The organism is uncultured Paraglaciecola sp. (assembly GCF_937123705.1).
Taxonomy (GTDB): Bacteria; Pseudomonadota; Gammaproteobacteria; order Enterobacterales; family Alteromonadaceae; genus Paraglaciecola.
Window position 1 is genome coordinate 19891 of the sequence record NZ_CAKZKO010000155.1, and the last position, 22621, is coordinate 42511.

The 22621-nt window shown below is 41.7% G+C and carries 16 protein-coding genes; 11 read left to right on the forward strand and 5 right to left on the reverse strand.

Annotation, left to right across the window (positions count from 1 at the left end):
* Positions 1-76: 76 nt before the first annotated feature.
* Genes Q0688_RS21040 through pepA form a run of 3 tightly spaced genes read right to left on the reverse strand, consistent with a single transcriptional unit; the run spans position 77 to position 4921 of the window.
* Complete coding sequence (locus Q0688_RS21040; RefSeq protein ID WP_299082108.1) at positions 77-2929, reverse strand: valine--tRNA ligase; 2853 nt, start codon at positions 2927-2929, stop codon at positions 77-79.
* The gene (locus Q0688_RS21045; RefSeq protein WP_299082110.1) at positions 2922-3389 is read right to left on the reverse strand and encodes a DNA polymerase III subunit chi; all 468 of its coding nucleotides are present in this window, start codon (positions 3387-3389) and stop codon (positions 2922-2924) included. The genes Q0688_RS21040 and Q0688_RS21045 overlap by 8 nt, the downstream gene beginning before the upstream one ends.
* A gap of 26 nt (positions 3390-3415) precedes the next feature.
* Positions 3416-4921, reverse strand: coding sequence for a leucyl aminopeptidase (pepA, locus tag Q0688_RS21050; RefSeq protein ID WP_299082112.1), 1506 nt, complete (start codon positions 4919-4921; stop codon positions 3416-3418).
* Between the two features lie 249 nt (positions 4922-5170).
* On the opposite strand from pepA, the gene lptF reads away from it, so the two are divergent.
* Entirely contained in the window at positions 5171-6280 is a 1110-nt protein-coding gene (lptF, locus tag Q0688_RS21055) for an LPS export ABC transporter permease LptF (protein ID WP_299082114.1), read from the forward strand.
* Positions 6273-7340: an LPS export ABC transporter permease LptG gene (gene lptG / locus Q0688_RS21060; RefSeq protein WP_299082116.1), complete on the forward strand. Its 1068-nt coding sequence runs from the start codon at positions 6273-6275 to the stop codon at positions 7338-7340. Before lptF ends, lptG begins: the two co-directional genes overlap by 8 nt.
* A gap of 6 nt (positions 7341-7346) precedes the next feature.
* Here the strand turns inward: lptG and Q0688_RS21065 are convergent, their stop codons facing one another.
* Positions 7347-7862: an RDD family protein gene (locus Q0688_RS21065; protein WP_299082118.1), complete on the reverse strand. Its 516-nt coding sequence runs from the start codon at positions 7860-7862 to the stop codon at positions 7347-7349.
* Between the two features lie 581 nt (positions 7863-8443).
* Between Q0688_RS21065 and Q0688_RS21070 the strand changes: the two genes are divergently transcribed.
* From Q0688_RS21070 to Q0688_RS21085, 4 genes are all read left to right on the forward strand, one after another.
* Complete coding sequence (locus Q0688_RS21070; RefSeq protein ID WP_299082120.1) at positions 8444-11470, forward strand: TonB-dependent receptor; 3027 nt, start codon at positions 8444-8446, stop codon at positions 11468-11470.
* A 141-nt stretch (positions 11471-11611) separates the two neighbouring features.
* Positions 11612-12490 carry an NAD(P)-dependent oxidoreductase gene (locus tag Q0688_RS21075; protein WP_299082122.1) on the forward strand — a complete coding sequence of 293 codons (879 nt, stop codon included), beginning with the start codon at positions 11612-11614 and terminating at the stop codon, positions 12488-12490.
* Between the two features lie 109 nt (positions 12491-12599).
* Positions 12600-12953, forward strand: a complete 354-nt coding sequence (locus Q0688_RS21080; protein WP_299082124.1) for a cupin domain-containing protein — start codon at positions 12600-12602, stop codon at positions 12951-12953.
* 52 nt (positions 12954-13005) lie between these two features.
* Positions 13006-15255: a heparinase II/III family protein gene (locus tag Q0688_RS21085; RefSeq protein WP_299082126.1), complete on the forward strand. Its 2250-nt coding sequence runs from the start codon at positions 13006-13008 to the stop codon at positions 15253-15255.
* 64 nt (positions 15256-15319) lie between these two features.
* On the opposite strand, the gene Q0688_RS21090 is transcribed toward Q0688_RS21085, so the two are convergent.
* On the reverse strand, positions 15320-16063 hold the full coding sequence (locus Q0688_RS21090; protein WP_299082128.1) for a FadR/GntR family transcriptional regulator: 744 nt from the start codon (positions 16061-16063) through the stop codon (positions 15320-15322).
* A 313-nt stretch (positions 16064-16376) separates the two neighbouring features.
* On the opposite strand from Q0688_RS21090, the gene Q0688_RS21095 reads away from it, so the two are divergent.
* From Q0688_RS21095 to Q0688_RS21115, 5 genes are all read left to right on the forward strand, one after another.
* On the forward strand, positions 16377-18623 hold the full coding sequence (locus Q0688_RS21095; protein ID WP_299082130.1) for a chondroitinase-B domain-containing protein: 2247 nt from the start codon (positions 16377-16379) through the stop codon (positions 18621-18623).
* 18 nt (positions 18624-18641) lie between these two features.
* The gene (locus Q0688_RS21100; RefSeq protein WP_299082132.1) at positions 18642-19940 is read left to right on the forward strand and encodes an MFS transporter; all 1299 of its coding nucleotides are present in this window, start codon (positions 18642-18644) and stop codon (positions 19938-19940) included.
* A 66-nt stretch (positions 19941-20006) separates the two neighbouring features.
* Positions 20007-20942, forward strand: a complete 936-nt coding sequence (locus Q0688_RS21105) for a sugar kinase (RefSeq protein WP_299082134.1) — start codon at positions 20007-20009, stop codon at positions 20940-20942.
* Positions 20943-21163: 221 nt separating this feature from the next.
* A complete protein-coding gene (locus tag Q0688_RS21110) occupies positions 21164-22336 on the forward strand; it encodes an NAD(P) transhydrogenase subunit alpha (protein WP_299082136.1) in 1173 nt (390 codons plus the stop codon).
* Entirely contained in the window at positions 22336-22617 is a 282-nt protein-coding gene (locus Q0688_RS21115) for an NAD(P) transhydrogenase subunit alpha (protein ID WP_299082138.1), read from the forward strand. The genes Q0688_RS21110 and Q0688_RS21115 overlap by 1 nt, the downstream gene beginning before the upstream one ends.
* Positions 22618-22621 lie beyond the last annotated feature (4 nt).

Genomic DNA, 22621 nt, shown 5'->3' on the forward strand with positions numbered 1-22621 from the left:
CCAATCAAATTCAACACTGTATTTGATTTAGGGGTGCTACCAATATCGGTAACCCCCCTATAATCTGCATTATTTCTTAAATAGATTCAATACTAGTACGTTGCTCATTTAATTTACCCATCTGCATAGTAAAGTCAGCCAATTTTGCTTTTTCTTTTGTTATTACCGCCTCTGGGGCATTGCTCACAAATTTTTCATTGGCAAGTTTGCCTTGGGTACGAGCAAATTCTTTTTGCAATTTATCCAATGCTTTAGCAATTCTCGCCAGTTCGGCATCTTTATCTATTAAGCCGGCCATGGGGATCATAACCTCAAGAGATCCCAGCAAAGAGGTGGCACATGCCGGTGCTTTTTCTGTTTCACTTAGTGGCGTGACTGATTCCAATTTAGCAATGGAGTGTAAGAAAATAGCATTGTCATCAAGGCGTCTAATGTCCTCTACTGATGCGTTAGCTAATAACACAGGCAAAGGTTTGTTTGGGGAGATGTCCATTTCACCGCGAATGGTACGGATCGCAAGTACAAAGCCTTTAACCCATTCTAAGTCGGCCATCGCCGCTTCATCTACTTTAGTCCCATCAAATTCAGGGTAACTTTGGTTCATTATGGTGGCAGAATGACAATTAGCCAGTGGCGACACATCTTGCCAAATGGTTTCGGTAATAAAAGGCATAATGGGGTGCATCAAGCGTAGTAATGACTCTAAAACTGTTACTAAAGTATGTCGAGTACCGCGCTGCTGTTCTTCATTTCCTTGCAATATTACCGGCTTAGTTAATTCGATATACCAGCCACAAAACTGATCCCAAGTGAATTCGTATAAAGTGTGGGCGGCAATATCAAAGCGGTAATTATCGATTGCTTCGCGATACGCCTTGATAGTATTTTGGTACTGACCCATGATCCATTTGTCTGCCAAAGATAAGGTCATGTTTGAGTCATGACTAAAGCCACAATCCTGCTCTTGGGTATTCATCAGCACAAAATTACTGGCGTTCCATAGCTTGTTACAAAAGTTTCGATATCCCTCTAAACGTTTCATATCCCAATTGATATCACGCCCTGTAGTGGCGAGTGCCGCTAAGGTAAAGCGTAATGCATCGGTACCATGAGCTTCGATACCGTCTGGGAACTGCTTTGAGGTTTGTTTTTTGATCTTTTCAGCCATTTTGGGCTGCATCATATTGCCGGTGCGCTTTTCGAGTAAATTCTCAAGAGAGATACCGTCAATCATGTCCAATGGATCAATCACGTTACCTTTAGACTTTGACATTTTATTGCCATCGTCGTCGCGAATAAGCCCAGTCACATATACGGTTTTGAAAGGCACTTGTGGTTTACCGTTTTCATCTTTTAGAAAATGCATCGTCATCATAATCATTCTGGCAACCCAGAAGAATATAATATCGAAACCAGTGACTAACACATCACTAGGATGAAAGGTTTTTAAGTCTTCGGTGTTTTCTGGCCAGCCTAAAGTAGAAAAGGTCCACAGGGCAGATGAAAACCAAGTATCTAACACATCGTCGTCTTGTCTGAGAGTGATACTCGCATCTAGGTTGTTGTTGGTGCGCACTTCGGCTTCGTCGCGACCCACATAAACATTACCTTGTTCGTCATACCAAGCGGGAATTCTGTGACCCCACCACAATTGACGAGAAATACACCAATCTTGAATGTCATTCATCCAAGAAAAGTACATGTTTTCGTATTGCTTAGGCACAAACTCAATTTCACCATTGGTGACGGCATCTTTGGCAACTTTAGCTAGCGGTGCAGCCCGTACATACCATTGGTCGGTCAGCATAGGCTCAATCACAACGCTGCTTCTATCGCCATAAGGTACGGTTAAGTCGTGATCTTTAATTTCATCTAATAACGCTAATTCGTCAAACTTGGCCACTATGGCGCGGCGGGCCGCAAAACGGTCTAAGTTTTGAAATTCTGCCGGTAATTCGGCGCTCAATACATCACTGGCTTCGCCGTTGGTATCGAATATTTCAGCTTGCTGACGAATTTCGCCAGAAAAAGTCAAGATATTGATCATGGGTAATTGATGACGTTTGCCTACTTCATAATCGTTGAAATCGTGGGCAGGAGTTATTTTAACGCAACCTGTGCCTTTTTCAGCGTCGGCATGTTCGTCGGCAACAATAGGAATACGGCGATTAACTAAGGGCAAATCAACAAATTTGCCAATCAAATCATGGTATCTTAGATCGTCAGGATTGACCGCCACACCTGTGTCGCCCAGAACCGTTTCGGGACGGGTAGTGGCGACGACTAGGTAGTTTTTGCCGTCTTTGGTTGTCACTCCATCGGCTAATGGGTAACGAAAGTGCCACATGTGACCTTTTTTGTCTTTGTTTTCGACTTCGAGATCAGATATAGCCGTGTGTAACTTGGGATCCCAATTGACCAAGCGTTTACCGCGATAGATGAGATCTTCAGAATGTAAGCGCACAAATACTTCGTTGACTGCGTTAGACAGACCTTCGTCCATTGTGAAACGTTCGCGATCCCAATCCACAGAAGTCCCTAAACGGCGCATTTGGTTGGTAATAGTGCCACCGGACTGGGCTTTCCAATCCCAAATTTTATCGATAAAGGCTTCACGTCCTAGCTCTTTACGAGTGGGACCATTTTCAGCGGCTAATTTACGTTCCACTACCATTTGTGTGGCGATACCGGCGTGATCTGTGCCAACTTGCCATAAGGTATTATTGCCCGACATACGTTTGTAGCGCGTTAGGGTATCCATTATGGTTTGTTGAAAGGCATGACCCATGTGTAAACTGCCCGTAACATTGGGGGGCGGGATCATGATGCTATAGGGAACACCTTCTCCAGAAGGTTTAAATTGGCCGCTCTGTTCCCATTTTTGGTAAATATCTCGTTCGATATTTTGTGGATTAAAGGTTTTATCCATTGTGCTGTGTCTCGTTAATGCTTGAGGCGGGCAGGGTATCTAGTTGATTGCCTGCTGCTCTGTATTGTTTATATCGTTCTCTGGCCTGAAGTTTGAGTTGCTCATTGCCAGGCACAAAATCTATCACTTGTCTAAATCGTTGATGAAAATCGGCAATATTATCGGCCAAGTTTATCAATGTTGGTCGATTAAATTGGCTAGGTGTTTGCCAGCATATCTCAACTGGTGCGCCGCCTACAGGGCCTTCGCCGCTTAAATTGTGTGGCACAAAAGCGTCATTTGGTAATTGCCATAACAATTCATCAAATTGCTCAGCTTGTTGCTGGCTTTGACAATATACTAAACACTTTTGCTTTTGCCGATAACTACGGGTAGCCAACAAACAAGCCAGGGCAAAGTGCGCTGGCTGTTGATGGCTATGCTTAGTTTCATCAAGCAGGTAAAAGGTGACATGTGACATAAGTTAGATGTTTCCTAAAGATTGATTCAATCTTCGGTTTCAATGCCGGCGCGATTCATTAAGAACTGAGATAACATTGGCACCGGTCTTCCGGTTGAACCTTTGTTCTTTCCGCCGACCCAAGCTGTGCCTGCTATATCCATGTGGGCCCAATTATATTTGCGGGTGAAGCGTGATAAGAAACACGCAGCAGTAATAGTGCCGGCAGGGCGACCTCCTAAGTTGCTCATGTCGGCAAAGGGGCTTTCGATTTGATCTTGATATTCATCCCATAAAGGTAAACGCCATGCCTTATCTCCACTTTGCTCTGACGCACTAATCAACTCGTGGGCAAGCGGGTTATGGTTACTCAATACACCTGTGGCATGTTTACCTAAGGCAACCACACAAGCGCCGGTTAAGGTGGCAACATCTACCACTAACTCGGGATCAAACCTTTCTACATAGGTTAACGCATCACATAACACTAATCGGCCTTCCGCATCGGTATTCAGTACTTCTACGGTTTGCCCTGACATAGTGGTAAGAACATCACCTGGTCGGTAAGCATTGGCATCGGGCATGTTTTCACAACCCGCTAAGATACCCACAATGTTAATAGGCAGGTTGAGCTCACTGATTGTATGCATGGCACCTAATACACCAGCGGCACCGCCCATGTCGTATTTCATTTCATCCATGGCTTCGCCAGGTTTGATAGAAATACCGCCAGAGTCAAAGGTTAATCCTTTGCCTACTAACACTATAGGGGCTTGATCTGCTGGGCCACCTTTATGCTCCATTATGGTCATAATGGACTCATTGACCGAGCCTCGGCCTACAGCCAAGTACGAATGCATCCCTAGCTCGTCCATTTGTTTTTCATTCACCGAGCTAACATGCAAGTTGTCATATTGAGCTGCTAAACTTCCGGCTTGCTCTAGTAAATATTTTGGGTTGCAAATGTTGGGTGGCATATTAGCCACGTCTTTTGTGGTTTTTGAGCCTTGAGCTACGGCTAAACCATGCTCCAGTGCACGTTCTCCAATGGATAACTCACGGCGGGTGGGTACATTAAATACAATTTTTCGAAGTGGACGACGTAGTTCACCCTTTTTAGTCTTAAGTTGTAAAAAGGTGTATAAGGAATCTTGAGTGGCTTCTACTGCTTGGCGCACTTTCCAGTAGGTATCGCGTCCTTTAACATGTAATTCGGTTAAAAAGCTCACAGCTTCCATCGAACCTGTTTCGTTCAAGGTTTTAATGGTTTTTGAGATAATTTGTTTATACTGACGTTCGTCTAATTCGCGCTCTTTACCACAGCCAACCAACAATACACGCTCACTCAAGACATTAGGTACGTGGTGAAGTAGTAACATTTGGCCCGCCTGACCTTCTAAGTCGCCTCTTCTAAGTAAGTTGCTAATGTAGCCTTCACTAATGATATCGAGTTGCTCGGCTACAGAGGTGAGTCGCCTAGGTTCAAATACACCTACTACTATGCAGGCACTACGTTGTTTTTCTGGGCTACCACTTTTTACGCTAAATTCCACTTTGGATCCTCGTCAAATGATGAGTTAAGCTGCAACCCATAGTCCTTTTGATGAATATTCGAAGGGGGTATTGGGTAAAGCAGCGATATTAATGTAAGATTAACTTTAGCCGGACATAATAATGTAAATAAGATCTAGGCTGAGTGCTTTAAATACGCACACTTTATAAATTAAACTTGTGAAAACGTTAAGTTTACTTAAAATTTCCCATAGTGCCACTAAAAATACTACTTTTCCCTTGGATGTGTTGTGCTGATTTTTCGCTATTTAATGAAAGAAACCTTAAAGTCTCAGGCGGCGATTTTTATGCTTCTTATGGCTATTTTCATTACTCAAAGGTTTGTCAAGGTATTGGCCGATGCCTCTGAAGGCGAAATACCTGCCAGTTTGGTGTTGGGCTTCTTAGCTTTACATGCCCCTGTTTTAGCCTCTTTAGTTTTACCTCTAAGTCTATTCTTGGGAATAATGTTGGCTCATGGTCGCTTATACGTAGATAGCGAAATGAGCGTAATGCGGGCCTGTGGCATCAGTGAATGGTATATCACTCGCGTGATGTTGATTTTGGCGGTTTTTATGTCAATAGTCACCGCTGGCTTGACTATGTGGGTCACGCCCTTGTCTGTAGAAAGCACCTATCAACTAGAAGATAAAGTGGGGGCCCAAAGTGGGTTAACCAGCTTGATCCCTGGACGATTTCAGCAAACAGCTAATCAACAAGCTGTCATTTTTGTACATGATATCGATAACGGTCAAAACCCTCTAAGAAAAGTTTTTGTGGCTCAGCGAGACAGCGACTCTGACTCAGAAGGTGTAAGAATAGTGTATGCCAATACGGGGGGCATATCAGAACAAGCCAATGGCGCAGAAAAGTTGATCCTCAAACAAGGGAAGCAATACGAGGGCCAAGTAGGACGACAAGATTATAGTGTGGTTGAATTTGAAGAATACCAAGTACAAATTGCCGAACAACAAACGGAAAAAAAACGTAGGAAATTGAGTGCTTACCCTACTAGTGCGTTGTTAAATGATCCCTCAATCTACGCTCTCGCTGAGCTTCATTGGCGTATCGCTATTCCGCTTTCCTTACCTTTTTTGGTGTTGATTGCCGTTCCATTAAGTGCCTCAGATCCACGACAAGGGCGTTTCGGAAAAATGTTCCCTGCTTTGATGCTTTACCTTGGATATTTTATGTTGCTAATGGCTGGTCGAAAAGCCTTAGAAGAAGGCAATTTTCCACCTCAATTAGGATTATGGTGGGTGCATGCTGTATTGCTCTTTATTGGCATAGTATTACTGCTTAAAGGGCGTCCTATAGGGGTTAAGCTTAGAGCACAATTAAAAGGGGATGCCGGTGTTTAAAATACTGGATGTTTATATCGCCAAAACATTGCTTGCCACAACTGCACTTAGTTTGAGTGTGTTAGTTGGCCTAAGTGCTCTGATTAAATACATTGAACAAATGAAACAAGTAGGCAGTGGTAGTTATGATATGACGGTTGCCTTAGTCTATGTGTTGCTGAGTTTGCCACGTGAGCTGGAACAGTTTTTTCCTATGGCTACATTAATTGGTGGCTTGATAGGTATGGGGATTTTGGCCAGTAACAGTGAGTTAGTGGTGATGCAAGCTGCTGGACAAAGTAAGTGGAATATCATAGTTTCTGCCATGAAATCAGCTTTGTTAATGGTACTGTTTGTAATGTTTATCGGTGAATGGGTTGCGCCTGTTACAGAAACAAAAGCCAAAGAAATTCGCACCCAGTCTATTTCTGGTGGCAGTTTATTCGCATCCGATAGGATCACCTGGGCTAAAGATGGTGATAACTTTGTGAGTATAGGTGAAGTTGTTGATACCAATACATTGCGGAAAGTCACTGTTTATGAGTTTGATGAGCAGTTAGTTTTAAGAAAAATTATCAGTGCCTTACAAGCCAATTATAAAGAACAAAGTTGGCACTTGGAACAGGTGAAGTATACCGTCATTGACGATCAACGGGTGCGGTATGAACAGCAAGAAACGGGAGTATGGTCTTCTACTCTGACACCCGATAAATTGGGTGTGGTAACGGTTAAACCAGAAGCTTTGTCAATTCAGGGATTAGCCAAGTACATCAATTATCGAAATAATAATAGCCTAGATCCTAGTCGTTACGAATTAGCGTTGTGGCGAAAAATATTGCAACCATTATCCATAGGGGTGATGCTGTTGATGGCGCTGTCATTTATTTTTGGACCTCTGCGCAGTGTGACTATGGGCGCGCGAGTGATTCTTGGTGTGTTAACGGGTTTTGGATTCTTTGTCAGCAATGAGGTATTTGGCGCCTTGAGTTTAGTGTATCAAATGCCTCCCATTCTAGGCGCAGCCTTACCAAGTTTAGTGTTTGTCGGTTTCTCTATATTTTTATTGCAAAGAAAAGGCTAACAGCTTTTATTCTTGGATCTTTTTCCAAGCCTCATGGTGGTTATCTTCCTTAGTTAATACCAATATTTCCGTGCCGGCTATCCTATCTTGCAGTGATTGCTTCGATTTAAAATCCAATAGTACTAACAAGGTTCCTAAGCCGCCTAAGGAAAATATTAACCGTAAAAAGGCTCTGCCATAGCCAAACGGTTTATCATTGGTACTAAACAGGCGCAAGCGCCACGCTCGCATACCGATTGTTTGCCCACCATTGCGCCAAAACCACAGAAAAAAACCTAGGACCCATAATCCAACCCAAATTTGTAATGTTAGTTGGTAGCTATAAGAGTGCTGAATAAGATCGCTAAAATGTTGGTGTCCTTGATAATCCAATACATTATTTTCAACTAGTAACAACATAGCCACTAGCATTACCAAAGCGGCGCACATGCCAACTGCAACCGCTACTAGCACATCATAAACAATAGATGCGAGACGTCGAAAAAAGCCAGCTCGAGGGAAATTATTGGCGCTGTCGGTCATAGTTTTTGGATCTTTAGAGGTGGTTAAAAAAACAAGTTTATCAGGAAAACACCACCTAGATAAGATTTGTTGGGTTTAGTTTTGCACCCAAATACAGTCATTATTATTGGTCATGTAACACATATAATTGGTAATAGGTGTATTGGTGTTTGGTCGACAATAAATAGAAATATTCGGTTAACTTCAATATTCATCGTGTCCAAAAATACTATTTGTCCATATATAGAATAAGCACTTAGACTCATTACATTAAAGCCATAGTATGGAAACTACTATTTGTACAAAAAGTAATTTAAGGCATAAATATCGCTATTTATGCCTTAAAAAGCACAAAAACCATTCTAATATAGAAAGTTTTTTGTGCATCACAAACCAATAAAAATCAATTGCTTATGATATTGGTATTACCAAATTGGCTATTTAAGTGTGTTATTGGTATGTCAAAGTGTTGACACAATGATTGCTGATCGGTTAACTTGGTAACAGCTGGAATCAATTTATTAACAATTTACTAATAAATTGATATCAAGATTTATAGAAACTTAATTTATATAAATTTAATCAGTATTCGGAGACACAACATGACACACAAATTATCAAAAATAACCTTAGCTATGCTGACAGCGACTTCGCTGAACTTTGCATCATCAGTTACTGCTCAGGAAGCACAAGATCAAGATGTAGAAGTTATATCAGTTTCAGGCATTCGAAGTTCATTAACTAGTGCACTTCTTGAGAAACGTGAAACTGTCAATCTTATTGAAGTAATTGAAGCCGAAGATATTGGTAAATTACCTGATCAAAACTTGGCAGAAGTATTGGAAAACGTAACGGGTGTTCAAATCACCAGAACTGCGGGTGTAGGTACTGGTGTTCAAATTCGTGGTTCAAACTCAAACAATGTTTTAATTAATGGTGTACAAACTGTTAGTTCAGGTACTGGTCGTGGTGGTATTAGCTTTGAAGATGTCTCAGCTTCAATAATTGCAGGCGTAGAAGTGACTAAAGCTTCTGACGCTAAAACCATCGAAGGTTCAGTAGGTGGTACTGTTAACTTGCGTACTATTAGACCATTAGAATTAAATGAGCAATTAATTAATGTTCGAGTGCAAGGCGAAGACAGTAGCTTAACGACAGATGGTATTAAACCTCGTTTTTCAGCAGCTTTTGGGGATAACTGGGAAACAGATAGCGGTGAATTTGGATTTGTTATAAGTGGTAGTGTTACCCAGCAAGAAGCATCATCTTTCCGACCTCGTGTTGACCGCGATGGTAGTTTGGTAGAAAACTGTAATGCAGTCGTAGTGCGAGGCGGAAACGTTCAGGACTCTTCAGCTCGTCCAGCTTGTCAAGATTTCGATTTTCTAGGAATTCAATTCTTAAACCAAGAATATGAAAACTTCGAATATGAAACCACTAACATTTCAACCACATTCGAATTTGCACCTACAGAAAACACCAAGTTTTTCGTAGATGTTGTGTTAACAGACCAAGAACGTCGTCAAGACAGTACCCGTGTGCAAGGTTCTGGAGTTAGTTCAGTGCTTGACCTTAGCTTACCAACTGAATTTGAAACCGTTAATTATGGTTCTTTAGACGGTGTGCAGCTCGGCAGCATTCAGGCTGGTATTCGGGGCACAATCGAACCTAATCTTGCCAAAGATGACGATGATCCAAATTTACGTTTTAATAGTGACACTGGCGCACGTTTAACGGATACAAGCCTTTTCCGTATCGGTGGAGAATGGCAAGGAGACGACTTGTTCGCTAGTTTCGAAATCTCATCCGCAAGTTCAGATACGACTAACCCAAACCTAAGTACCCAATTGAACTTCATCAATCCACATGCACCTTTAGATGGCCTTGATGCTGACGGTAACATCACGTCTAGTACCAGTAATGATAATTCAGTTCCATTTATCTATGACTTAACAGGCGGCGCCTTAACATTTGGTATCAATTTTGATTCGCCATTTGCTCCATCAGTTTCTGAATTGTTGGATCCGGCAAACGTAGTGCTCGATCAAGTTGATGTTGGTAGAAATAAAACAGAAAATTCACTGGACGCAGTACGTGCAGATTTCACATACTTTCTTGAAGACTCTCCAGTTACGTCAATTGATTTTGGTTTTCGCGTAAGCAAACGTAAAAGCACCTACAATCAAATTACGGACAGAATTGGTGGATTCAGTAAAATGGTTGATAGCCCAAATGGTACATTGTTCGCCGATTTGTTAGTGCCAGGACCCAGTAACTTTGGTGACGCTGATGGTCGTGAATTGGCTATGCGTAATTTTATCATAGTCGATCCTGACTTAGCATTTAACGACCCTGATAGAGTATTAAGCACCTTAGAAGCAGCGTTAATAGCACATGATTCGTCACCTGACTTATCAAATTTAACGCCATCGTCATCAGCTTTCTTTAGCATTTCAGAAGAAACTCAAGCTATTTACGCACAAGCTAATTTTGATTTTGATCTGATAGTAGGTAATTTTGGTGTAAGGCACCTTAAAACCACAGTTGACTCAACAGGTAATACCGTTACTTCTTCTGGCTCACAATTAACTACCATTTCTGGAGATTACAGCTTTACATTACCTAAACTTAACATTGTATATAACGTTCATGATGATGTAGTACTACGTTTAGGATGGGGTCAAGATATTCGTCGTCCTAACTTCTCGGATTTGAATACTTCCGTGTCTTTTCCAACCAATATTAACCAATCTGTGTCTATCGGTAACCCAGGTTTAGAACCACAAGAAATCACGACTTTAGATTTGTCTGCTGAGTGGTATTTTGCGGAAGCCGCGGTAGTGAGTATTGGTTATTTTGATAAAGAAATCGGTAACTTGTTTGTTTCTACATTAGAGTCTTCACCAAGAGATGGAAATGGTTTCTTTGACTATACCAATACGTCATGTCCAAGCGGCGGTATATACAACCCTGCAGCACAGGGTGATGATTTCCTAGCCCCTCTAGGTGTTACTGGTGCCTGTGTAGATAAGAATACTAAAGTAAACGATCCTGCTAAAACGACTCAAACCGGTGTCGAAATGACAGTGCAATACGATTTATCTAGTTTTGAAGAAGACTTAGGCTGGGCTTCAGGTTTTGGTTTCATAGCTAATTATACTATCCAAGAATACAAAGGTGGTTCAATCGTTAACTCTTCAGCGGGTCGTGGTACTGATATCTTTAACGCTATCAACGGTATTTATGATGATAGTCAGTTTGTAAAAGTAAATGCGGTTCAAGGTCTTCTAGACTTCTCTGAAAATGCCTATAACCTTACTGCTTACTACGAGAAGCATGGTATATCGGCTCGTGTTCGATACACATGGCGTGAAGCGTTCCGCACTGATGATACTGCTGCCGGTGCATCACGTAACTCTACTTTAGGTTTCCCTGTATATACTCATGACCGCGGTCAACTTAATGCAAGTGTTAGCTATGACGTCAATGAACAACTTAACATAGGTGTAGAGGCGGTCAATTTGAATAAGGCCGGTGTCACGCAATCTTGTGTGAATGAAGGTGCAATCCTTTGTTTTCAAGGCTTAGCAGACCGTCGTATTACCTTCGGTGCAAGTTATAGATTCTAACGTGCTGACTTTAGTTATTAATTACAATTGACAGTGCCACCGTCTATTGGTGGCCAAGAGCCCAATATTTTGGGTGAATATTAAATAAAGAGAATGTGATAATTCTAGACTGTTAGTTATCACTTTAATTTGGAGATAGAAATGACTAAACCTACCATTGGTTTCATAGGCCTAGGATTAATGGGCAGTAACATGGTTGAAAACCTACAAAACAAAGGTTTTAACCTTATCGTAATGGATCTCAATAAAGATTCAGTGGCGAAAGTCGTTGCACGAGGTGGAGCTACTGCAGAATCAGCTGCAGAGCTAGCTGCTGCTAGTGACATCATAATGCTTTGTTTGACTACTTCAAATGTTGTAGAAAAGTTAGTTTATGCCGATGACGGCATTTTAGCTGGGATCAAAGAGGGGTCTGTTTTAGTGGATTTTGGTACCTCTATTCCAGCATCGACCCGAAAAATTGGCGCTGATTTAGCGAAGAAAGGCGCAGGCATGGTTGATGCTCCATTAGGGCGTACACCGGCGCATGCAAAAGATGGTTTACTCAATATAATGGCTTCGGGTGACCAAGCGACTTTTGATAAAGTTAAACCAGTCTTAGACGAACAAGGTGAAAATGTATTTTATCTGGGTGCTTTGGGCTCTGGTCATACTACCAAGTTAATCAATAACTTTATGGGGATGACAACTGTAACTGCTATGTCACAAGCATTTGCTGTAGCGGACAAAGCAGGCGTCGATCGTCAGCAACTGTTCGATATCATGTCTACTGGGCCATCAAACTCTCCCTTTATGCATTTTTGTAAAAACTATGCGGTTGACGGTGTCAGTGATCTAGGCTTTTCAATTGGAAATGCCAATAAAGATTTAGGCTACTTCTTAGAAATGGTGAAAGATCTCGGTACTCGTTCACAAATTGCAGAGGGCACCTCAGCGAATCTTCAAGCATCCTTTGATCAAGGAATGGCCAACGGCAACGTACCAGAAATTTACGATTACTTCCTTAAATTGGAAAGCTAATTTTTAACGTTATTGTCGAATAAACACATGAACTTAGTGACTTATTAAGCCTCTTAATCAGAGGCTTTTTATTTCATAAAAAGAACTAAGAAATAAGTAGGAGAGAGTTATGAGTCAAAGTGAACACTTTTTATTTGCTAACGAAACCGAAATAGAAGACCTCGGAAACGGCCTAAAACGCCAAATGTTGGGCTATAACCAAGAACTTATGGCAGTCAAAATTTGGTTTAGTGAAGGAGCGATTGGATACAATCATAAGCATAGGCATTCACAAGTCACTTATGTAGTGGAAGGTGAGTTTCACTTTAATATTGATGGTGTCACTAAAGTACTCAAAGCCGGTGATAGCTGCTTGATCCCACCCTTTGCCGATCATGGCGCAACCTGTCATACAGGTGGAATTTTAATTGATACTTTCAGCCCATTGCGTGAAGATTTTATCGATACTGAAGAAAAAAGCTAAGCTGAGTTAATCACCTGGACTCCAAGAAATAGTGAGATAAGGACCCATGTATATGTCTTTAAAAAATATTATCGCGCTTATGTTGATTGTCATGGCACTTTCAACCTCATTCTTTGCGCAAGCACAGCCACATCCCAATTTAATTTTAACTCAATCGGGTGTTGAAAAAATTAGAAAAAATTTAGGCAGTGTGCCTTTATTTGATGACACAGTACAAAGAGTGAAACAAGAAGTCGACGCCGAGATTGCGCTGGGTATAGACACCCCTATTCCTAAGGATTTTTCTGGTGGTTATACTCACCAAAGACACAAGCTTAATTTTTTAATTGCTCAAAAAGCGGGTGAGCTGTACCAGATAACGCAACAGAAAAAATACGCCAAATACATTCGCGATATGTTGTTTCAATACGAAGCTATGTATAAAACCTTACCCGTGCATCCCCAAGAAAGATCCTACGCTCGTGGTAAGTTGTTTTGGCAATGTTTGAACGACAGCAATTGGCTGGTCTACATGAGTCAGGCCTACGATGCTATTTACAATACCCTTTCTTCTGCTGAACGTGAAACATTAGAAAATAATCTATTTAGACCCTTTGCTGATTTTATATCTATCGAAAATCCTCAATTTTACAATCGCGTACACAACCACAGTACTTGGGGCAACGCAGCTGTGGGTATGATCGCACTCGTTATGAACGACGACGAGTTATTGCAACGTGCTTTGTACGGAATCGAAGACGACGGCCTTGATCTTAACGCTAGAGATAACGACGGCGGTTTAATCAAAGTGGCAGGTCAAAAAGCAGGATTTTTAGCCAATCTAGAAGACCCCTTTTCACCCGATGGTTATTATACTGAAGGGCCTTATTATCAGCGTTATGCCATGTATCCATTTTTGATTTTTGGTTTGGCTATGCATAACGTTAAGCCCGAAATGCAAGTTTTTGAACATAAAAACAATGTACTGCTTAAAGGCGTGGACGCTTTACTCAATCTATCAGATGCCGATGGTGAGTTTTTCCCGCTAAATGATGGCCAAAAAGGCATGTCTTATTATACGGCGTCTTTGGTGACTGCTGTTAATATTGCCTACCACTATGGCGAAAAAAATCCGCAACTACTAAGCATTGCAGAAAAGCAAAATAAAGTATTGCTGGACGAGTCTGGCTTGTCGGTTGCTATGGGAATTCGCGATGGTAAAGCTCAGCCGTTCGTTAAAAGCTCCATCAATTTGACCGATGGACAAAATGGCGAACAAGGCGGTGTTGCCGTTCTGCGTTATGGGAATGAAGACTTAACCCTAGTGTTTAAATACGCGGCCCAAGGGCTCAGCCACGGCCACTACGATAAACTGTCTTATTCTCTATATGAAAAAGGCGATGAAGTCCTCCAAGACTACGGCTTAGCGCGTTTTGTTAATATCGGCCAAAAAGGTGGCGGCAATTATTTAAAAGAAAACAAAACATGGGCCAAAACCACTATTGCTCACAATACCCTGTCCCAGAATGAGCAAATGCACTTTAACGGCAAGTACGAAACCGCCAGCAAGCACCACTCAGAATTGTACTTTTATGATGACGCGAATAAACAGGTTCAAGTCGTCAGTGCCATTGAAAACAACGCCTATCCCGGTACACAGCTGCACCGCACTATGGCGGTGATTAAAGATGATGGATTTGAAAAGCCATTCATGCTGGATATTATGAAAATCAATTCAGATTCTAAGAATCAGTATGATTTCCCGTACTACTTTATGGGGCAGGTATTAAGCCAAAACTTTGAATATGAATCTCCGAAAGTGTTGAAACCTTTAGGTGAAAACAATGGTTATCAACATTTATATGTTGAAGGGAAGGGCCAGCCTTCCACCGACTCAACCCAATTTTCATGGTTAGGAAATGGTAAATATTACACCTTAACCACTGCTACCAAGAAGTCCGACGAACTATTGTTCACCCGTATTGGTGCCAACGATCCGCAATTTAACTTGCGTAGAGATGCAGCCTTGATGATCCGCAGAAAAGACACCGATGACACCCTGTTTGTATCAGTCATCGAACCCCATGGAAGTTATAGCCCAGTGTCTGAACTGTCATTGAATTCAAGCAGCCATATCGCCCAGCTCGAAGTGGTACATGACGACAAAAACTACACTGGGGTGTCAATTCAAGATGTTAAAGGCAAGGTGAGTTTGTTTATATTAGCTAATAGTGACGCTTCGCCTGCTAAACAACATCAATTAGAAATTGGTGGCAAGACTTACAACTGGAAAGGGTCTTATCACTTTGCTCAATGGTATTAGAGTAGCGATGTAAACAGATTGGAATTTTTACATCGCCACCAGAATTAATTAACCAGAATTCTGGTTAATTAGATGCACCACTTAGGATGTGACTAAGGGAATATAGATCGCGCGTTTCGCTGGTTTGTTTTCGCATTGCCTCTAAGGCTTGTTTTTCACTGGCTTCAAATAATGCATTAATTAATCGATTAAAATGCAAATGCATGGCGGCTCTGGCGGCCTGTGAGTCACGCTTTTTTAGTGCATTGTAAATTGATTTATGTTCATCGAGTCGTTTGCTACTACTTTGGCTACAAACACCTTTATACGCATCCTTTACTGTTTCACTGGTATCGCGCACGTGCCAAAAGTTTTCAACTGCCATTAAAATGGCATTATTACGGGTGGCTTTAGAGATAATTAGATGAAATTTTCTATCTGCTATTTCAGGTTTGATATCTTTTTCCATATCTTCCAAAGTCTTATGTAACTGCAACAGTTCATCATCAGTAATGGTGGTTGCAGCTAACGCCGCTGCTTCGCCTTCAATCAAGGCTCGCGCTTGAGTTAATTCAAATGCGCTAAATTCATAATCAGAGGTTGTTGTTTGTTTGCCATTAAGTACATAGACACCAGATCCAGTTTTTACTTCTACTCTTTCTCGTACTTCAAGGGCAATAATCGCTTCACGGATAGTGGGGCGACTCACCTCAAAATTTTCTGCTAACAATCGCTCCGGTGGTAATCGACTACCCGGTGGGTATTGGCCAGAGTCAATCAACTCTTCGATTTTAGTTACTATTTTCCAGAACAAACGATGATTTGCCATTTTCAAACATCCTACAGTTTTACTTATTTTATAAATTTATAATAACTCTATTACAACCAATTCACTAGCTGTTTAACACTGGTATATCGCTGATTTATTTACAGACTGGAATCATGTTAGCGTCCATTGGTATTGCCAAATTGTCACATATTGGTAATAAAAAAACAACTATTTGGTTAACATTGGTTTGACAATATGTTTAACAATTGGTTACATTGTATTGTCTGAGTATAAATGTGAAGTTGTTTTCTTCTAGGGGAGCTGCTTCTATCTAAAAGACACCAAGTTAATTTTTAGCAATAAGAGCAAAGTTATGCAGCGTATATTCATATTAATCATTTTTACTTTTGTGTTATTAGCGACGATAAATCCTGGTGCTGTTGCTAAAGAATATTTAGTCAAAACTCAACAAGAATATAAAAAAGTGGTGACTCAATTAAAAGCAGGCGATGAAGTTGTGTTGGTCAATGGCACATGGTCAGACTTTGAAATAGTGTTTAAAGCTACAGGTACAAAACAAAAGCCAGTCACGTTACGAGCCGAAACGCCGGGTCAGGTTGTTTTGTCAGGGCTGTCAAATTTGCGTTTGGCTGGTAAGTATTTAGTGGTGTCTGGCTTAGTGTTTAAAGATGGTTATACCCCAACTGGGGAAGTTATTTCATTTCGCCGTAATAAAAATGATTTGGCTAATCATAGCCGCGTGACTCAAGTAGTGATCGATAATTACAGCAATCCAGAAAAATTTGAGCAAGATAAATGGGTGGTGATGTACGGAAGATATAACCGTTTTGACCATAGCAGTCTAATTGGAAAACGTAATGCTGGTGTCACTATGGCGGTGCGTTTAAATACTGAAGAAAGTCAGCAGAATCACCACCGAATCGACCATAACTATTTCGGGCCACGCCCGACGCTCGGCTCCAATGGTGGTGAAACATTGCGCGTTGGAACAAGTCACTACTCATTAACAGATTCATTTACGACCATTGAAAACAACTATTTTGACCGTTGTAACGGCGAAGTAGAAATTATTTCCAACAAGTCGGGTAAAAATCGCATTCTTAACAATGTGTTTTTCGAATCGCGGGGCACTCTGACATTACGTCATGGTAATGGCAACTTAGTTGAAGGTAATGTGTTTTTTGGTAATGGTGTCGATCACACCGGTGGTATCAGAGTTATTAACCGTGACCAAGTCATTAATAATAACTATATGGAAGGGTTAACCGGTTATCGTTTTGGCAGTGGATTTACCATAATGAACGGTGTACCTAACTCTAAAATAAACCGTTATCATCAAGTCGATAATGCGTTGATTAAGAACAATACTCTAGTTGATGTTGAGCATATACATTTTGCCGCTGGAAGCGATGCCGAACGCAGTGCCGTGCCTATCAATAGTCAATTTCAGAATAATTTAATTGTTAATAGTAACAATACTGACGGTATTAGTTTGTTTGACGATGTCAGTGGTATCAGCTTTGCTGGCAACCTGGTTTCATCTGGCATTAACCCTACATTAGCCAGTGGGTTTACCGTGACTTCATTAGATATGCAGCGTGCTGAAAACGGTTTGTTATATCCACAAAGTGACATATCAAAAGGGGCGTCAACTTCTCTTCAGCCCATCAAAAAACAACAGGTCGGTGCAAGTTATTACCCTAAAGCCGAACAAGATGTGGCTTTTGACTCGGGTAAAACGGTATCGGTCAAACCTGTCGAAAACGCACTTTTTGATGCCATAAATAATGCTGCCAGCGGTGATGTATTGCTGTTAGAGAATGGCGACTACACTATCGGCAAAGTGATTAAACTGACCAAAACGATTACCATCAAAGCAAAGCATAAAACCCAAGTGACTTTGTATCCTGAACGCTCTACTTTTGTAGATATCGGTGATTTTGGGAGTTTAAAATTAGTCGATCTCATCATTAGTGGTAAACACACGCCAGATTCAGCGGGTAATACTTTGTTGCGTACTTCAAAAATCCCCATGCAGCGCAATTACCGAGTTGAGATCCAAGGCAGCGTGATTGAAAATTTAAATGTTAATCACTCTTTTCATGTATTTGATGCAGGAAGTCGCAGCTTTGCTGATAGCTTTACCATCAACAACAGCACATTTAAAAATATTACGGGTGATCTCATTCGTCTTAATAAAGAAACCGATGATCTGGGCATTTATAACGCCGAGTATGTCTATTTCAACAACAATACCGTTGAGAATGTCGAAGGCGCGGTAGTTAAACTTTATAGAGGAGGAACAGACGAAAGTACTTTTGGTCCTCATTTTATGATGAATGGTAATACCATTAAAAATGTAGGCAAGGGAAAACGCAACAAAAGTGAGTCGGCTGTAAGGCTACATGGTGTGCAAGTCGCTCAAATAAGTAACAACCGCTTTATTGACTCCGCGTCTGCTTCTATAGAACACACAGTTGGCGAACCCATTACTACTGTGAATGATAATGAGTTTACTAATACTTCAGCGCCTACAGTTGTAGAGTTGCGTGTAGAGGGACCTCATACCGCCACATTAACCAACAATATCGTTAAATGATAAAAAGAGTAGATAATTATGAAAATGAAAAATTTACGCTGGTGGGTAATTGCATTGATCGCGTTAGCTACCGTTATAAATTATATAGATCGCTCGGCGTTAAGTGTTTTGTGGCCAGATATTGTTGAGGATTTGTTTCCTGATGAGTCAGCGCTAGAGCGCAAACAAATCTATGCCAACATCTCGATTGTGTTCATTTTGTCTTATGCCTTTGGTCAAGCCATATTTGGCAAAATATTCGATTGGGTGGGCACTCGAATGGGGTTTGTGTTGTCGATTGGCTTTTGGTCACTTGCCACTGCCGCTCATGCGTTTGCTCAAGGGGCTCTTAGTTTTTCCATCTTTAGAGCGATTTTAGGTGTGTCAGAAGCCGGAAACTGGCCTGGTGCCGCTAAAAGTAATGCCGATTGGTTCCCAACTAAAGAGCGTGCTTTAGCTCAAGGTATTTTTAATTCTGGAGCAGCGATTGGCGGCATCATCGCTATTCCACTAATTGCCTACTTGACAGTATATTTTAGCTGGCAAATGGTGTTTGTGGTGATTGGTTTAGTGGGGTTATTGTGGCTTATTCCTTGGATTATTCTTGTTAAGGCGCCACCTGAGTCTCATCCTTGGATCACTGCACAAGAGCGTGAATATATTTTAACAGGGCAAAAAGTCACGGTCGCCGCTCAAACAACGGTTGCAGATGAATATAACCCATCAACAGCCGAGTTACTCTCTCGTAAACAGAGTTGGGGTGTCATCATTGCTTCTGCTGCTATTGATCCTATTTGGTGGTTGTTTGTTTTTTGGATCCCAATTTATCTAAACGAAGTATACGCAATGGATGTAAAAGCCATAGGAATTTATGGTTGGGTGCCATATGTTGGCGCTATGGTTGGCGCGTGGTTTGGTGGTTTATTGGCTCAGAACCGTTTAAAAGCGGGATGGAATACCGATAAAACGCGTAAATTAACCATTACTTTGGGTTGTTTGATCATGTTACCGGCACTGTTAGCCATGGCAAATCCCGGAGGTCCAACTACAGCGGTGATGATTATGGCGGTTATTTTATTTGGTTTCCAAACGGCCATTGGTAACGTGCAAACCTTACCTAGTGATCTCTATGGTAAAAAAGCAGTGGGTACATTGGCTGGTTTTTCAGGTATGGCGGCTAAGTTGGGGGCTTTAGGCCTTACCGCGCTTGTCCCTATTCTAACGGCTGATGGTAACTACACACCGGCATTTGTAATAGGCGCATCGTTAGCGGTGATTGCTATGGTCGCTGTGTGGGTCCTTATTCCTAAAATAGAGCCGTTAAAGTCTCTTAAGTAAGTCGTTGTCGAATATAAATAAGCGAAGCTCGTTGAGCTTTGCTTTGTCTCAATTTCAAGGTTTATTATGCAAAAAATAGTGTTAATGGGCGAATGTATGCTGGAATTACGTCAAGCGAAAGATGGGCTAATGCTGCGCTCTTTTGCAGGCGACACTTTCAATACAGCTGTGTATATGAAACGCATATCGGCAGAGCAAGATGTTGCCTTTATGACCGGCCTTGGGCAGGACACCATTAGCCAGCAATTAATATCAGTTTGCCGATCTGAGAATCTGAACAATCAGCATATTTCTACCAAGAGCGAGCGCCATCCAGGTATTTATTTGGTGGAAACTGATGAGCAGGGCGAGCGTTCATTCTTGTATTGGCGTGATAAGTCTGCCGCTAAAGAAGTCATGCAATTTGTTGACGAACAAGCTATAGCTGAACTTTGTCAGGCTGATTTGTTTTTCTTTTCGGGTATCTCAATTGCGATTCTAGAAACGGAACACAGAGCTGCTTTTTGGGCAATGCTTGAGCGTTTAAAGTCTGCAGGTGTAAAAATTGGCTTTGACCCTAATTACCGGCCTCGATTATGGAATGGCCCAGAGGATGCCATTGCAGAATTCACAAAAGCGTACGCCGCCTGCGATATTATGATGCCTGGAGTAGAGGATTTTAAACTGCTGTATGACATCGAAACCTTAGATGACATTCTAGCGTTTTGTCAGCCTTTTAATATTGATGAAGTGGTGCTTAAAAATGGTCCCGAGAGCGTGTATTGCCAAGTCAAGGGTGAATTGACCCATGTGGTCGTCACGCCCGTTACTTATGTAGTGGACACCACGTCAGCGGGTGACTCATTTAATGGTGTGTATTTAAGTGCTAGGTTGGCGGGCAAAGATGTGACCTCTTCGGTTGAATTGGCGTCTGCAGCGGCTGGGATCGTCATTCAACATCCAGGAGCGATTGCCCCAGTTGAATCATTTGCCGGTATTCGTAATAGTTTTGCTGACTATTAATCACTCACTAATTATTTCTTTAACTTCTCAGCTTCATTCTGCAAAGTCCAACAGCCCTTAAAAACGATTAGTTGTTTTTTCAGCTAATCGTTGGCTACTCTTCATCCAACAAACAATTACTTAGTGAATCTAAGATATAATTGTTATGAATTTACAATCCATTCTTAAATAATACATATTTATTATAGTTCTTAAATTAGTACTTAAACTTTGAGGTTTCTATGATGATTATCGGGTTCCCTGCTGAGCTTAAGTCTCAGGAGAAACGTTGCTCTGTATTACCAGCCAACGTTAAAGCGTACAAATTATTGGGTGCAACGGTGCAAGTGCAAGCCGGTATAGGCAAACACATCCATGTGAGTGATGATGAGTATGCACAAGCCGGTGCAGACATTGTTGCCAGTCGCGAAACGCTGTTAACAAAAGCCGATCTGGTGCTTAGTTTACATAAACTAAGTGACGATGATTTAGCCCATGTTAAAGGGAATGCGCTTATCGTTAGTTATCTAGACCCATTTAATGAGCGGGAGTTTGTGACTAATTTATGTGATAAGAATATCACTAGTATTAGCATGGAAATGATCCCACGCATCAGCCGTTGTCAGAAAATGGATGCCCTTAGTTCGCAGGCTAGTTTGGCAGGCTACGTGATGGTAATGCAGGCCGTCAATCACCTAGACAGCGTATTACCTATGATGATGACACCAGCAGGCACACTTAAACCCGCTAAAGTGTTTGTGATTGGTGCGGGTGTTGCCGGGCTACAAGCCATAGCCACGGCCAAACGTTTAGGCGCAAGTGTAACCGCCTTTGATACCCGTACTGTGGTTGCCGAACAAGTGCAATCTTTAGGAGCTAAATTTTTAGATATTGATTTGGGCGAAACCGGCGAAACCGGACAAGGTTACGCACAGGCACTGACTCAAGAACAAATGCAAATTCAGCAGCGCGAACAAGCTAAGTGTATTGCCGACTCTGATATCGTTATCACCACCGCGCAGTTATTTGGGCGTAAACCCCCCGTGTTAATTGACTCACAAACCATAGACAGCATGAAGCCGGGCAGCGTGATTGTGGATATGGCCGCCGAAAATGGCGGAAACGTGCAAGGCTCCGTTGCTACACAAGTCGTGACGCAATCTGGGGTCACTATTATTGGCACAGGTTATTGGGCCAATGGAGTAGCCAAACATGCCACCCAAATGTATGCCAATAACCTACAAAATTTAATCAGTGAGTTTTGGTCGAAAGAAGACAATAAATTTGCCTTAGATATTGAAGATGAAGTGCAATCTGGCTGTGTGATTACCCATCAAGGGCAAGTGGTGAACGCCATGCTGAAGTCGATTTACGACGCCAACGACGCAAAACCAAACGATAAAGAGGAAGCCTAATGGACGCCGTATATTTATTATTTATTTTACTTTTGTCGATTTTTGTTGGTTTTGAGCTGATTCAAAAAGTCCCTGCAACCTTACACACACCTTTGATGTCGGGTGCCAATGCGATTTCGGGTATCACAGTGGTTGGGGCCTTAGCATTAGCGGGTAACGATGCCATGGGTGAATACGCCGCTTATCTCGGTGCCTTTGCGGTATTTTTGGCCACGATTAACGTTGTTGGTGGGTATTTGGTCACAGACCGAATGCTTTCCATGTTCAAGAAAAAGCAGTAGGGGA